Genomic DNA, 14052 nt, shown 5'->3' with positions numbered 1-14052 from the left:
TCATTTTCATATTCAGTTTAAAACAATAGGTAGCCAAAAGAAAACAGCGAGAACAATAATCACAATACTGATGACATTCAACCAAAATCCTGCCTTGATCATATCCGAAATCTTTAACACATCTGCGCTAAATACAGCCGCATTAGGCGGAGTTGAAATCGGTAGCATGAATGCACAGGAAGACGCAAGCGCAGCGGCAGCCATCAATCCATATGGCTCAACACCGACGGCAAGCCCCAAGCCTACCGTAATCGGAATCATCATGTTGGCGACAGCAGTATTAGACATAATTTCAGTCATAAACAAAATAGCCCCCGTTAACATCAGCAAAATCATAAAGTAAGAGAATCCTTGCAAGTGTTGAAGATTTTGACCAATCCAGCCCGTTAAATCTGTTTCAGAAAAACCGGTCGCAAGGGAAAGCCCTCCGCCAAATAACAGCAAAAGCCCCCAAGGCAATTGTTTCATGTCGTTCCACTCTAATATTCTCTCGCCAGACGAAGCTGGGATGAGGAACAAAAGCATTGCCCCAAAGATGGCAATCGATGTATCGGATACTTGAAAATGCCCAAATAGAAAGGCTTTAAAAATCCACAAAAATGCGGTCATCGAAAAAACAGTAAACACCCATTTTTCCTCTCGTTTCATTTTTCCGAGCTGCTGCATATCCTTTTTGATAAATTCAGGCTCGATGTCACTCGTGTGTTCCACTTTAAATTGAACCTTTGTTAAGTAGAAGTATAGTGAAATCAGCAAAATCACAGCGACAGGAAATCCGAATAAAAACCACTCAAAAAACATGATTTCTCGGTCTAATAGTTTTTTTGACATTGCGGCGAACACTGCATTTGGCACAGAGCCGACTAGCGTTGCCAATCCACCAATTGACGCAGCATATGCAACAGAGAGCAAAATACTTTTGCTGAACCGATCAAGTGACTCACCGGTTAAAATTTGATTCTCCTTTACTTGTTTGATCACAGCAAGTGCAACTGGTAGCATCATCAGTGCAGTGGCCGCATTAGATATCCACATAGATAAAAAAGCGGTCGAAATCATGATCCCTAGTACAATTCGGTGACTTCTCGTACCAATGACCCTCAGAATATGTAAGGCCATCCTTCTATGGAGATTCCATTTTTCAATCGCAATCGCAATCATGAAGCCACCCATATACATAAAGACAATCGGATCTCCGTACGACCTTGCCGTTTGTTCCATATCAAGACCGCCAAGTGTCGGGAGTAAAATAATGGGCAAAAGAGATGATACTGGTATAGGTAGTGCTTCTGTGACCCACCATGTCGCCGTCCAAGCGGTAATGCCAAGCACCACTTTTGGTGCATGATCTAATTCTGCTTCTGGTATGAGAAGCATCGTCATGAAAAATAGCATAGGTCCAAGCAGTAATCCCGTCAATTTCACTTTGTTGTAAGCGATAAGAATCCCCCCATTGTGTAAACGCTTAATAAAATTTTCTCTAATTTTTTAACATTCGATGAAATAAAGGCATATCCTTTTCAAAAAACTAGGAGAAAAGAATGATTCTATGCAGATTTTCTTGATCTGTTTTGGGAGAAGAACGAGGCTGTCTGTTGGAAAGAAACTATACAAAGCACGTTCGAAAACTGTAAAATATATGATATCTAATACAAATTGAGGTGTTTTGCTTGTACACAAGCCAACGTAAGTCATTACTCAAACAAAAGAAAGTCATCTTACCTCTTTTATTTGCCGTACTGACAGCTATCGTTCTATTTATCTTTAAAGACGCCATTTTTTCAAATGATAAGGGTGCACTCAATGCAGTCAAGTCATTTACACAGAACATTGAGAAGAAGTCCTATACGAAACTAGCAGACAACGTGACTGCCTCTTCATTAAAAACAAATGATTTCACAAAAAAACAACTAACCGAGAAATATAACAACATTTTTAATGGAATCGGTGCTACGGACATCAACGTATCAAATGTGAAAGTTGAAAAACAAGAGAAATCAAATCAGTATACATTCACCTACGATATGACCTTGACGACATCACTTGGAAAATTATCAAAACAATCCTATCAAGGTCTCATCTCCGAAGAAAATGATCAATGGAAGGTTGAATGGAAACCAAATCTCATCTTTCCGCAAATGGAAAAGGGAGATACACTCAAAGTCAAAACAGACCCTGCTGTTCGTGGTAACATTGTCGATCGAAACGACCAGGCAATTGCAGAAACCATCGAGGGAAGCGAGCTCGGAATCATTCCTAGTAAGCTTGGCACTGGTGAGGAAAAAACAAGCAATATCAAAAAAATCAGCCAAGCGTTTGACCTAGACGAAGATTCAATTAATGATCTATTAAACAAAAAATGGGTGACTGATGACGTGTTTGTACCGCTTAAAGTCATGCGTGATCAGATCAAAATTCCAAGTAATGTGAGCGGCGTGACCTATCAAACAAAGGAAATGCGCTATTATCCGTACAATGAAGCGGCCGCACAATTAACTGGTTATGTCGGTAAAGCAAATGCCGATGACATTAAAAGAAACCCGTCGCTACAAGCCGATCAAATCATCGGAAAAACAGGACTAGAATTCACGTATGACAAGGAGCTAAGAGGGCGAGATGGTGGAAGCATCATCATTGTTCACGATGAAACAGGAATTGAACAAACCTTAAAGAAAACAGCGAGGAATGACGGCAAAACCATCAAGCTAACAATTGACGCCTCTTTGCAAAAGAAAGCCTATCAACAGCTAAAAGATGAAAAAGGTTCTGTCACCATTTTGAGCCCAAAAACAGGAGATTTACTAGCACTTGTCAGCACACCTTCCTATGATGTGAATTTAATGACAAATGGGATCACGCCTAAGCAATACAAATCGTATAGTGAAAATCCTAATTTGCCCTTCCAAGCACGTTATGCAAGCAGATATGCACCCGGATCAACATTTAAAACAGTGACGGCCGCAATTGGACTTGAAACAGGTGTAACCAAGCCTAATAAAGTGCGCACAATCAATGGATTAAAGTGGCAGAAAGATTCATCTTGGGGGAATTATAGCATTACGAGGGTACACGAAAAAGAAACTGTCAACATGGTCGATGCGCTCGTCTACTCAGACAATATTTATTTTGGCCAAGAAGCACTTGAAATCGGAAAATCAGCGTATGAAAAAGAAGTGAAGAAATTCGGCTTTGGAGAAGAGTTAAACATGCCGTTTACCATGAAAACAGCACAGGTATCAAATCATGGCATTACCTCCGATATTTTACTTGCCGATTCTGGTTACGGACAGGGCGAATTGCTCATGTCGCCAATTGAACAAGCATTTGCTTACTCCCCTTTTGCCTCAGGAGGCAAATTGGTTTATCCAAAACTATTGGAAGATCAAAAAACAACAGAAGCGAAGCAAATCATCAAAAAATCGTCGGCTGATACTGTGAAAAACGCCCTAGTTCAAGTAGTGACGAATCCGAATGGAACTGCACATTCTTTAAATATAAATGGAGCTGACATTGCAGCAAAAACAGGAACTGCGGAACTAAAAAGCAAACAAGGTGCAACCGATGGAACTGAAAATGGATTTTTACTTGCATTCAATCCGAAAAAAGAAGATTACTTATTAGTCGGTATGATTGAAGACGTAAAAGACAGAGGCGGCAGCGGACTTGTCGTTCAAAAAATGAAACCAGTTATTGCGTCATTCTATCAATAATAGGATCAACAGACACATTCATTTAGCAAGGAATGTGTCTGTTTTTATTCCATGATATTTATGAATACCTATTGATTCATTGTTCACCTTATGAATAAAATGAGAGTAATGTCAAATGACAACATTTAATTAAAGGAGGGTGTCTCATTGAGTATCGCTGTCGAAGCAAAGGATAAACGCCAGAAATCCGTAACAGGGCAAACAGTTTATCCGATTTTATTGATTATTGGCATATGTCACATGTTAAACGATACGCTACAAGCAGTTATTCCTGCGATGTTTCCAATTTTAGAACGTTCAATGGGGCTGACCTTTACACAGTTAGGCTTTATTGCCTTCACTTTAAACATGGTTTCCTCTGTCATGCAACCTGCGATTGGATGGTACACAGACAAACGTCCAATGCCTTATGCACTTCCTATTGCTTTATTCTTAAGTGCAATAGGCATCTATGGACTTGCATTTGCACCATCCTTTGGCATGATTTTGCTTTGCGTTCTATTTATCGGACTCGGATCTGCTATTTTTCATCCTGAAGGTTCTCGTGTGGCGAATATGGCTGCTGGTCCTAGAAGAGGACTCGCCCAATCGATTTATCAGGTTGGAGGCAATACTGGTCAAGCCTTTGCTCCACTGATTGCCGCTTTAATGCTCGTACCACTCGGTCAATCAGGTGTTGCATGGTTTACGATTGTTGGGGGTGTTGCTGTCTGCTTCCTCTTATACATTGCCAAATGGTATGCAGAGAAATTACAAATCGTTAAAGCACAGGATAAAAAGAGCGGCTCGACCTCTACTAGACCTGCCGCCTATCGCAAACCTGCTCTTACAGCACTTGGAATTATTGTATTTCTCATTTTTGCACGTTCATGGTACGGCAATGCCATTTCGAATTTCTATGCGTTTTACGCCATTGAAAAATATGGGCTGACGATTAAAGAATCACAAACCTATATCTTTTTATTTTTAATTCTAGGTGCGGTCGGGACATTTTTAGGTGGTCCACTTGCAGACAGATTTGGCAAGAAGAATGTCATCCTTACTTCATTGCTTGCATCATTTCCATTTGCACTTATTCTCCCTTTTGCTGGACCAATTCTTGCATATGTCCTTCTTGGACTCATAGGAATCATCTTAATGTCTAGTTTTTCTGTAACAGTTGTTTACGCACAAGAACTATTTCCCGGGAAAATTGGCACAATGTCAGGTTTAACCGTTGGACTCGCTTTCGGGATGGGTGCAATTGGTTCAGTCGCACTCGGCTCTTTTATTGATGCCTTTGGATTGACACCCACGATGTTTGGAGCTGCTCTTCTACCGATTTTAGGTCTCCTAGCTGTCTTTCTCCCAAGTGATCAAACGGTCACTCGTTGGAACAGTTATTAAAGAGAAAACCGCTCAAATGAGCGGTTTTCTTACACTTCATAAAAATGAGTATCAGGCACATACTTTTTTGGAATAAAACCTTGTTTAAATTCTGGAAAAATACGCTGTACACGTTTGACAATCATTGCGATTAACTTGGCATATGGGATGTATACATGATCAATTAGTTTCTGATCCTCCATATAAAAATACCAGTTGAAGTTAAAAGTTGTTTCATCAATGATCGTAAAACCAGAGAAATGATAAAAAAGCAGTGGGTGTGTTTGAAGATAAATCTCTCCATCCTGTAAGGTGATATCATAGTTTTCAATATTCCAAAGAGCGGCATTGGCTCCTGGTGAATGGATAATATGGACACCCTCAAAATTCTCAACCCATCTTTCTACATAACGCTGATCGCCATACGTCATTTTTTCTTTATCCATTTCGACTGTACAACGAGCAATACAGTTATCTCGCCACTCAGCTACCGCCTTTTTGGCAATGTCCGTATTTCGGCACCCAACAAAGCCGGTATTAAATTGTCCAGACAGATCGTAATAGTGATAAAACCGCTCAGAATTATGATGATCCGTCAAGAACAAGTGAGCTAGTGGATTCTCAGCAAATATCACCTTTGGATCATGATAAAAATACAAATCAGTATCTAAATGAGCTAGATAATCTGCATCAGAACTTTCAAGCACTTTTAATAAAAATACAGGCTTTAATGTCCAGCAATACTCATGAAACGTGCGATTATTTTTAGCTTCCAGCAACTCATCATCTTCTACATATGATACCTGCTCATATTGAACGGACGGATTTTTGAACTCACCCAATATTTGAAAAGCCAGTTCATCAGCACATAGAACAGATAAACGAAAAGAGCGACAAACTTGTTCAAGTGAATGGATCATTGCAAGTAGCTTAAACACATGAGTATTAGACACAATGGTTGTAAAGTGATAAGTCGTCATCTACACCACATCCGCTTTAAAAAAATCAACGTTCAACAATTCTTTGCTTAATCCCTGAACAGCCTCAAGAAATACTGCACAGCCATACTCCTGTCTTGCTTTTCCAGCCACCTTTGCAAGCTTTGCTAATGGGAATTTTCCAGCAGAAAAACGCTCTCTATTGTCACGTATCATCCCTACATTTCGTTCGGTCACGAGGTGAAGCAATTCTAAAAAATACAAAAGCAAACCATCATATTCTGAATTTCCACGTAACTTGCGAATTTCTGCAACAATATCATTTGTCACCGTATGAGTAAATGGTCCTGAGAACGCAAGGTGTACATCAATGGCATCAATATGATTGTATTTTTCACACATGTACATGATGTTATATTTGATATCCTCAAAAGAAGTTAAATTACTTGGATGCTCTTGGTGAACACTTAAGATATCCTCTCGCAGCTTAAACGACAGCCCTCGCTGATGTAGACGAATCCCTAGATCATAATCCTCAAATCCATACCGTACAATGTTTTCATCAAACATCCCAAGCTCCATCACATGCTTCCGTTTGACAGAAGAATGATTTGTGATAAAAAAACGCCAAGGCAATTCATACCGACTAAGATCATGGCCATATGCGGTTAAAATCTCTTTCAATGTTTCAATAAAATCTGACTGTAAATCAAAACTTTTTTCTAAAAACGAACCATTTTTAATATCTTCCACTGCTAAAAGTGGCTCATAATCCTTCAATTTTTGATGATAGAGTCCCTGCTGTTTCATCCGATTCATATGGTCTGAATCAAATTTGGTATAAAAATGACTATAGATTCGCTTCCAACATACACCACATATCACGATATCATCGCTTTCGCCATGAGCATCTGCATGCTTTTGGATAAATTGCGGTTCTGCAATCATATCACTATCATGAAAAATCAGTAGTTCTCCCTCAGCCTCCACAATGGCACGATTTCGTCCTTTAGCAATTCCTTGATTCACAGGAACGCGGACTTTTTTGAATGGGAATGCCATGTTTAACTCTTCAAGCATTTCCATTGTTCCATCGGTAGAACCGTTATCTGCAACAATGACTTCAAACGTGACATTCGTTTCTTGTAGCTCTAATGAAAGCAGGCTTTTCGCTAAGCGCTCCTTTGCATTGTAGCTTGGAATAATGACGCTTACTTTTGGTTGATTGTTCATGCGCCATCCCCCTCCATTTTTGCATAACCATCAAATGCTGGATCAGTCTGTTCTACTGCCTCAATGACATGACGAATCACCTGTTTGTATCCTTCTTGTATAAACGGAAGATCCGTTCGCCCTTTTTCATGGATCTGGTGTATTTCATCCTGATTCACGATACGAAAACCACTGAAATGATAACAAATTAGTGGATATACATTATCAAGTACAATGCGTCCATTCTTTTCAGAAAACGTATACTGTCCATAATTCCAGTGTCCAATATTAACACCTTTTGTTTGAATATCTTCCACACCTTTAAAAAGCTGTGGCATATAATCAAGATAGCCTTGATCTCCGAATTTCCCCTCACCTGGAGCATTTTTACACTCTTTGACACACTCTTGCTTCCACCAATTTAAACATTCTCTTCCAGCCTCATCCCCTTTAAAATGAATGAAGCCAGAATTATAGCTTCCGAGTAGTTTCTGTAACATCCTAATTTCTTCTTGATCAAAGCTCGGGATCACAATGTCTCCTCTTGATATGAGAACCGAAGCGGTTGGCTGATGTCGAAATACAACTATTGGGCTTTCATAAAAGAACAGATCAGCATCCAAATAAGTGACCTCACTTGCTCGATGCTTTTCAAATAACCATTCAATCCAAACTGGCTTCATCGTCCAGCAATACTCTGCATCGTCGCGTTCTTGTTTTATTTGCAACAGCTCAGGGGTTTCAAGCTGACTGACATGAATAAGCTCAACGTGAGGAAAATTCATTTTGTTTAGTAGTTCAAATGCCGCATCATCCATACAGAGCGTCATGATGACAGCATCTTTTTCAACTTGCTTTAATGATAAAAAAAACGCAATCGCCTGATACAGCCTTCCACTTGATAGAACCGTACAAAATATGCTGTTCATCCGCCTTTTGCACCTCTACTTTTTAAGAAATTCTCGATACCATTCAATTGTCCTTTCTAACCCCTCGTCAATAGAATACACCGGCTTCCAATCGAGTCGTTTCCTTGCTTTTTCCGCTGATAAATATTGATGCTTAATCTCATGTGTTCCTTGATTTAAAATCCGTGGCTTTAGCTCACTTCCCATTGCCTTCAAAATCTTATCTACGAGCTCAAGAACCGTAAGCTGGATCTCATTGCTAAAGTTAAAGGCTTCACCCATCAGCCCTTTCTCTTCCATCTTTTCAGCTAACAGCAAATACGCCTTTACGGCATCTTCAATATAAAAATAATCACGGATAAACGTCCCATCACTTCTGATTTCAGGTGCTTCACCTTCTAAAACAAGCTGAATGGTTTGTGGGATAATACGGTTAAAATTCAGATCACCGCCCCCATACAAGTTGCCACACCTCGTGATACAAACAGGAAGTCCATACGTGTTATAGTACGTGTGCGCAATCAAATCAGCACAGCTTTTGGATACATCGTACGGATGTTTTCCGTTAAGTGGCATATTTTCATCATATGGCAGCTGCTCCTGATCTCCATACGCCTTATCACTTGATGCAACGATCACACGTTTAATCAACGGATGCTGTCTACATGCCTCAAGAACATTCCACGTACCTAATATATTTGCCTCAAACGTCGAAATTGGATGGCGATTGGCTACACCTACAATTGCCTGTGCAGCTAAATGAAACACCGTATCTATTTCATACTCTCCTAGAGCGCGTTCAATCACCCGCATATCCTCTAGTGAGCCGTGCACCACATTTATTTTTTGAAATTGACTACCTTGATACAAATTCGACCTTGGCACTTGATCACGTACAAGTCCTGTCACGTTCGCCCCTTGATCCACTAGCTCTTTCACCAAATAACTTCCAAGTAAGCCCGTACAGCCTGTTACAAAAACGTTTTTACCATTCCAAAATCCGCTCATTCCGTCACCAGACCTTCCATGGTTGTTTTCCTTGCTCCCACATCTCATTGACTTCTTTTAAATTTTTATACGTGTCAATCGCTGTCCAAAAGCCATGATGATGATAAACAGCAAGCTCACCATCTTTTGCTAACTGTTGCAAGGGTTTTTCCTCAAACACACACGCCTCATCACCTGTTAAATAATCAAAAACCTTTGGAGACAAAACAAAAAAACCTCCATTGATCATCCCAATACTTTCCGTCTTTTCAGAGAAAGATTCTGCCATCCCGTTATACACCTTCAATGTTCCGTACTGTGACATCTTTTCAATACCTGTCACAGTGGCAGTCGCTCCGATGTCTTGATGTCGCTTGAGCAAATGAAACATATTGATGTTTGCAAGACCATCGCCATAGGTCATCATAAACGTCTCATCACCAATAGAATCCTTTGCCTGCCTCAGCCGTGCGCCAGTCATCGTGTGCTCTCCTGTATTTAAAAACGTGATCTTCCAATTCTCAGATTTCCCTAAAAGCTGCATCTCCCCGCTGGACATGTCAAGCTTCATATCATGATTCCGCCAATCATAATTCAGAAAATATTCTTTAATCTTTTCTCCTTTATATCCAAGCAGTAGAATAAATTCGTCTACTCCGTAATACTGATAGATTTTCATAATGTGCCAAAGTATTGGCCGATTACCAATCATAGCAAGTGGTTTAGGAAGCGCTTGTGTGACCTCACTCATTCTCGTTCCCTTTCCTCCGCAGAGAATGACTGCCTTCATCTTCTCCCCTCATCTCTCTATGAATATTTTGATTTAAAACCTCTTATTTATAGAAAACAAGTACATCTCTCCATACTTTGTCCGACATCAGGTTTTAGAATCTACTCTATTCATATGTAAAAGAGAGAGAACCTGCAACCTTGCATTCAACTATTTTTGACAAACAAAAAAGAGCGAGAAATACGTCTCTCGCTCTTAAAAAGTTTAAATTGTATATTTTCAGGGTAGGTGGTATGATAAGCATGTGCACAACAAACAGCCTCTTAGCAATAAGAGACTACTAAATTGAATGAATACAAGTGGTAGCTTGCTTCATTCTTCATATGAAAAACGGAGGTGAAATCCTATGGCACAAAACGTACTTTGTGAAGTGAACTCTTGCCGTTTTTGGGCTGAGAACAGCTGTACAGCTTCTACCATTAAAATTGGTAAAAGCACAATCACTGATGTCACTCGTAACGCAGATACAGACTGCGAAACATTTGAAACGAAATAATCTAATACTTACTAAAGATGAAGGAACTTGCCGGTTCCTTCTTTTCTTTTATCATTCTATCAAGAATGATAATTATTATCAAGTGTTTTCAATAAACATTTCTCGGGAAATAATGACAAAACATTCCCCTTTCATTGACGAGTTTCGCTCCTTTTTCTATACTCAACATATCTGACGAAGAAAAAGTGGTGACAGTTAATTGGATTTTACAATACGTTTTCTTTCATTTTATGTGATTGAAGTTGAAGGAAAAGATGAGCAGGCAAATAAAAGATTTAAGCATTACCAAACTCTTGATCAAGAAGAATTTGAACAAAGTGAACTAAAGGATTTTCTAGACGGTGAACTAAAAAAAATCGTCAAACGGAAGGTAGATAGACATCCTAAATCAGAACAAGTGCCAACCAAAATTGGGCGCTTTATCGTGGAACCTGGACATGAGTTTGATTCCAATCCTAACTATAATTTATTTCATCAAACAAGATTTGCTGAAACAAAGGAAGACTTTGACGAATGCAGCGAGCTCTTTGTTCGGACATATTTAGACACAAGTGCTGTCAGAGGCGGTGTCTTTTTAGTCGCTTCAGCCGTTCCTAAAAAATACTTCGACGAGTCTTTCGTTTTTATCATGAAATGTGACTTTGAACAAAAAGTTGCCTCTATTTCAGATACATCTACGTTAATTAAAAAAGTTGAAATGGCCATCACTACGAAAAATATGAAGTCCATTCAGTACCCATACATGCCAGAAGAAGGAATGACGGAGGAAGCTGAAGTCAAGATTCATCAGTCGTCACATGCACGATACTTTGAAGATTTTTTGAAGTTTGTCGAGTATGGGGAGTCCATGCCAGAAATCATGAAAACACAAGTCATGAACATGGTACAAGAGCAAGTAGTGGAAGCCTATGAAGAAAATAGTGAGGAATTCAAACAATTTGAGCAAGATTTAGAAATATGGGAAGCGAGTGAAAAAAGAGAGATCAGAGAAAGACTTGATACAGAGCAAGTTGCGATGGCAGCCGCACATATTGTTGAGCAAACGCCAGAAGCCACCATCAAAATGCGACTTGGCGAAACTGAAATCAAAGGTCTTCTCGCTGACTTCGGTCAATCTATTCATATCGCAAAGCTCAATAATCGATATGTTGTGCTTGTTGAAGCAGATCAAGTCTTATTTGAAAAAGGAAGCACCCCTGTTGAATTCCACAAACCAAGTGGCTTAAAAGAGGTTGTCAGCCACCTCACACAAAAGGCATACGAAACAGATGAATAAAAATGACCCGCCCTCCCAATTGTTAAAACTTATCGCTTGTTGGCATGGCAGTTTCACAGAGAGAGACTTTTTAAAAGGGGCCTCTCTCTGTTTCGTACTGTTATTCTTCCATGTTTAGTTGTAGTCATTATTGTGAGGGTGAAGAAACAGCTTTAGCGTGCCCCCTTTTCATCCACAGACCTAATAGCAGCAAACAAATCACGATCATCATCCAAAACACACCGCTTGATCCATATAATTGAATCAATGAATAACCACATAGAGGACCGATTGCTGCACCAACGTCTTGAACGAGTGAATAACTCGCAATCAAACCATTCTTCGTCTTCATTGATGCTATCTTCGTTAATACAAATGCATCAACAAAGGTGGTAAGCATTGTAGAAAGAAGTTGAAGCAACAAAAGTATGACAATGAACCAACCTATTGGCATGAGCAATATACTGAACCCACTCATCATACCAAAAAAAATAAAGATCCAACAAAGCACCAACTGTTTAGATTTTAATTGATCAAACCACTTCCCTGTTCGTGGTGCAATAAATGGCTCCCATCCCCATCTCATCGCTTGAATGCCTCCACTTAAAGCAGAAACACCCAACACATATCCAAATAGAACAATCCCGCCTCCCGATACCCTTTCTTCAAGGATACTGCTTAAGGTTGAAGCAAACAGCCCTTGTATTATAAGTGCCACAAGCATGCCTGTTATAAGTAATTTCACCATATCAAGTTCTAGCACCCGTTGCCTTGCTTTCACTTTCGATATCTTCTGACCATCCTTTTCAACATCGGCTAATGGAAAATAGAAGATAAAAGCTGTCAGTGTCAACAGTCCGAAAAACAACGTAACCTCTCGAAACCCAATCACACTTGCAAGTATTCCCCCAAACAACATCCCAAATAAGCTGCCTAAACGATACAATCCATTATAAAGCCCTGCAAATTGCCCCTGTGATGTTGCATCCATCTCTGCAATGATTCGCATTCCACTCATTCTGAGTAAAGTCCATGAAATTCCCCAAGTACAACGACAGAGTAAAAACAGCCAAAATCCACTTATTCCATAAAGCATCGTTGTACTTGCGGCTAATAAAATGGCGATTAAAATTCCTTTTTTTATTGACATATACCGATAAAGCCACCAAACGACAGGATTTAATGGAATGCGAATCAAACGATTAATCGACAGTAGCACGCCTACTTCCCATATAGATGATAAACCGATTTCTCTCCAATAAATGGGGAGCACAATATAGAGCATTGAATCTCCAATCATTGATAGTGCTGTGATAAGTGATATGAATACGACTTGCTTTCGACGGCGATCCATTTAAACATTCCCCCCAGCTATCTTTACAATAAGGGATCAATTATAATAAATCTAATGAATGTTTTTGAATGAATCATCAAAATAATTGATAGGTGGAAGAAAGATGAATTTACATGCGCTCAGAATTTTCTCGAAAGTAGCAGAAACAAGAAGTGTCACACAAACGGCTGAACAGCTATCCTTGACACAGCCCGCGGTAACTGCACAATTGCGAAGTATTGAACGAGACATTGGTTTTCCTTTAATCAAACGAAGCGGGCGTGGCATCGCATTAACGGAAATGGGAAAAACCTTATATCCGTATGCTAGACAAGTATTTGAAGCAGAAAAAGAAGTAGAATACCAAATTGAGCTTTTGCAAAACGGCAAAAAAGGAAAACTAAGAATTTCCGCTACATATGTGCCATTAAATTTTCTGCTTCCAAACTGGCTCGCTGTCTTCAAAATGAAAGCACCTCATACCGAAATTGAATTAAACAGTGGTAACTCCACAAAGGTATTAAATGATCTCTTACAATATCAATCGGATGTGGCGATTGCTGTGATTGAAGATATAGAACATGAGGGGATTCAAACGTCACATTTAATCGATTTAAGTTACAATTTTATTGTGCCAGCACAGCATCCATTGAATGGAAGAACCGTTCCGCTAGAACGCCTCGCGCATGAACCGTTTCTAATGAGAGAGGAAGGCAGTTCCACAAGAGAGAAATTATTTTCTTTATTTACCTCTAAAGGGATCGCAAAGCCAACCATTGATTTGCAATTTAGCGGGGTGCATGAAGCCATTCAAATGATTAAAGCTGGCTACGGTATTGCCTTAGTGCCAAACGATGCAGTTCGTATGAGCCTTAAACGTGGAGAAATTGGTCGTGTGCATGTAGAAGGACTTGAAGTCGTGCGCCCCATTTACGTTTGTAAACGTGCCAACGATCTTGAAGAAAGTATGACAGTAAATGCTTTTTTAAATATGAAGAACATCCATTCATTCACGCCTCCTTCCCCTATATAAAAGGTACCTGAACAAGGATTCAGGC

General features: G+C 39.6%; 12 protein-coding genes. 5 read left to right on the top strand and 7 right to left on the bottom strand.

Annotated features, from left to right (window positions below):
* Nucleotides 1-12 precede the first annotated feature (12 nt).
* Nucleotides 13-1395: an SLC13 family permease gene (locus ACQKEZ_RS15235; protein ID WP_427302418.1), complete on the bottom strand. Its 1383-nt coding sequence runs from the start codon at nucleotides 1393-1395 to the stop codon at nucleotides 13-15.
* A gap of 275 nt (nucleotides 1396-1670) precedes the next feature.
* On the opposite strand from ACQKEZ_RS15235, the gene ACQKEZ_RS15230 reads away from it, so the two are divergent.
* Nucleotides 1671-3710, top strand: a complete 2040-nt coding sequence (locus tag ACQKEZ_RS15230; RefSeq protein ID WP_427302198.1) for a penicillin-binding transpeptidase domain-containing protein — start codon at nucleotides 1671-1673, stop codon at nucleotides 3708-3710.
* A 240-nt stretch (nucleotides 3711-3950) separates the two neighbouring features.
* The gene (locus ACQKEZ_RS15225; protein ID WP_427302416.1) at nucleotides 3951-5096 is read left to right on the top strand and encodes an MFS transporter; all 1146 of its coding nucleotides are present in this window, start codon (nucleotides 3951-3953) and stop codon (nucleotides 5094-5096) included.
* Between the two features lie 29 nt (nucleotides 5097-5125).
* Here the strand turns inward: ACQKEZ_RS15225 and ACQKEZ_RS15220 are convergent, their stop codons facing one another.
* Genes ACQKEZ_RS15220 through rfbF form a run of 5 tightly spaced genes read right to left on the bottom strand, consistent with a single transcriptional unit; the run spans nucleotide 5126 to nucleotide 9910 of the window.
* Nucleotides 5126-6055 (bottom strand): hypothetical protein, encoded by a 930-nt coding sequence (locus ACQKEZ_RS15220; RefSeq protein WP_427302197.1) that lies wholly within the window; start codon nucleotides 6053-6055, stop codon nucleotides 5126-5128.
* A complete protein-coding gene (locus ACQKEZ_RS15215; protein ID WP_427302195.1) occupies nucleotides 6056-7246 on the bottom strand; it encodes a glycosyltransferase family 2 protein in 1191 nt (396 codons plus the stop codon).
* Nucleotides 7243-8154, bottom strand: a complete 912-nt coding sequence (locus tag ACQKEZ_RS15210; RefSeq protein WP_427302193.1) for a putative nucleotide-diphospho-sugar transferase — start codon at nucleotides 8152-8154, stop codon at nucleotides 7243-7245. The genes ACQKEZ_RS15215 and ACQKEZ_RS15210 overlap by 4 nt, the downstream gene beginning before the upstream one ends.
* A gap of 15 nt (nucleotides 8155-8169) precedes the next feature.
* Nucleotides 8170-9141: a GDP-mannose 4,6-dehydratase gene (locus tag ACQKEZ_RS15205; RefSeq protein ID WP_427302192.1), complete on the bottom strand. Its 972-nt coding sequence runs from the start codon at nucleotides 9139-9141 to the stop codon at nucleotides 8170-8172.
* A gap of 4 nt (nucleotides 9142-9145) precedes the next feature.
* Nucleotides 9146-9910, bottom strand: a complete 765-nt coding sequence (gene rfbF, locus ACQKEZ_RS15200; RefSeq protein ID WP_427302190.1) for a glucose-1-phosphate cytidylyltransferase — start codon at nucleotides 9908-9910, stop codon at nucleotides 9146-9148.
* 346 nt (nucleotides 9911-10256) lie between these two features.
* On the opposite strand from rfbF, the gene ACQKEZ_RS15195 reads away from it, so the two are divergent.
* Together ACQKEZ_RS15195 and ACQKEZ_RS15190 are read left to right on the top strand one after the other, a co-directional pair.
* Complete coding sequence (locus ACQKEZ_RS15195) at nucleotides 10257-10406, top strand: DUF1540 domain-containing protein (protein ID WP_427302188.1); 150 nt, start codon at nucleotides 10257-10259, stop codon at nucleotides 10404-10406.
* Nucleotides 10407-10605: 199 nt separating this feature from the next.
* Nucleotides 10606-11682 carry a DUF3900 domain-containing protein gene (locus tag ACQKEZ_RS15190; RefSeq protein ID WP_427302186.1) on the top strand — a complete coding sequence of 359 codons (1077 nt, stop codon included), beginning with the start codon at nucleotides 10606-10608 and terminating at the stop codon, nucleotides 11680-11682.
* Between the two features lie 127 nt (nucleotides 11683-11809).
* Here the strand turns inward: ACQKEZ_RS15190 and ACQKEZ_RS15185 are convergent, their stop codons facing one another.
* Nucleotides 11810-13015, bottom strand: a complete 1206-nt coding sequence (locus tag ACQKEZ_RS15185; protein ID WP_427302184.1) for an MFS transporter — start codon at nucleotides 13013-13015, stop codon at nucleotides 11810-11812.
* Nucleotides 13016-13118: 103 nt separating this feature from the next.
* Here ACQKEZ_RS15185 and ACQKEZ_RS15180 point away from each other — a divergent pair, with 103 nt between their 5' ends.
* The gene (locus ACQKEZ_RS15180) at nucleotides 13119-14027 is read left to right on the top strand and encodes a LysR family transcriptional regulator (protein WP_427302182.1); all 909 of its coding nucleotides are present in this window, start codon (nucleotides 13119-13121) and stop codon (nucleotides 14025-14027) included.
* The last annotated feature ends 25 nt before the right edge of the window (nucleotides 14028-14052 follow it).

It is taken from the genome of Bacillus sp. NPDC077027, assembly GCF_050269555.1.
In the GTDB taxonomy this organism is placed as follows: Bacteria; Bacillota; Bacilli; order Bacillales; family Bacillaceae; genus Bacillus.
This window is presented reverse-complemented; position numbering and strand designations above follow the sequence as displayed.

What these genes read in the sequence shown, in the direction of transcription:
- ACQKEZ_RS15235 (WP_427302418.1), bottom strand. Translation starts at nt 1,395, where the DNA reads ATGCTATTTTTCATGACGATGCTTCTCATACCAGAAGCAGAATTAGAT.
- ACQKEZ_RS15225 (WP_427302416.1), top strand. Translation starts at nt 3,951, where the DNA reads ATGTTAAACGATACGCTACAAGCAGTTATTCCTGCGATGTTTCCAATT.
- ACQKEZ_RS15220 (WP_427302197.1), bottom strand. Translation starts at nt 6,055, where the DNA reads ATGACGACTTATCACTTTACAACCATTGTGTCTAATACTCATGTGTTT.
- ACQKEZ_RS15215 (WP_427302195.1), bottom strand. Translation starts at nt 7,246, where the DNA reads ATGAACAATCAACCAAAAGTAAGCGTCATTATTCCAAGCTACAATGCA.
- ACQKEZ_RS15210 (WP_427302193.1), bottom strand. Translation starts at nt 8,154, where the DNA reads ATGAACAGCATATTTTGTACGGTTCTATCAAGTGGAAGGCTGTATCAG.
- ACQKEZ_RS15205 (WP_427302192.1), bottom strand. Translation starts at nt 9,141, where the DNA reads ATGAGCGGATTTTGGAATGGTAAAAACGTTTTTGTAACAGGCTGTACG.
- rfbF (WP_427302190.1), bottom strand. Translation starts at nt 9,910, where the DNA reads ATGAAGGCAGTCATTCTCTGCGGAGGAAAGGGAACGAGAATGAGTGAG.
- ACQKEZ_RS15195 (WP_427302188.1), top strand. Translation starts at nt 10,257, where the DNA reads ATGGCACAAAACGTACTTTGTGAAGTGAACTCTTGCCGTTTTTGGGCT.
- ACQKEZ_RS15185 (WP_427302184.1), bottom strand. Translation starts at nt 13,015, where the DNA reads ATGGATCGCCGTCGAAAGCAAGTCGTATTCATATCACTTATCACAGCA.
- ACQKEZ_RS15180 (WP_427302182.1), top strand. Translation starts at nt 13,119, where the DNA reads ATGAATTTACATGCGCTCAGAATTTTCTCGAAAGTAGCAGAAACAAGA.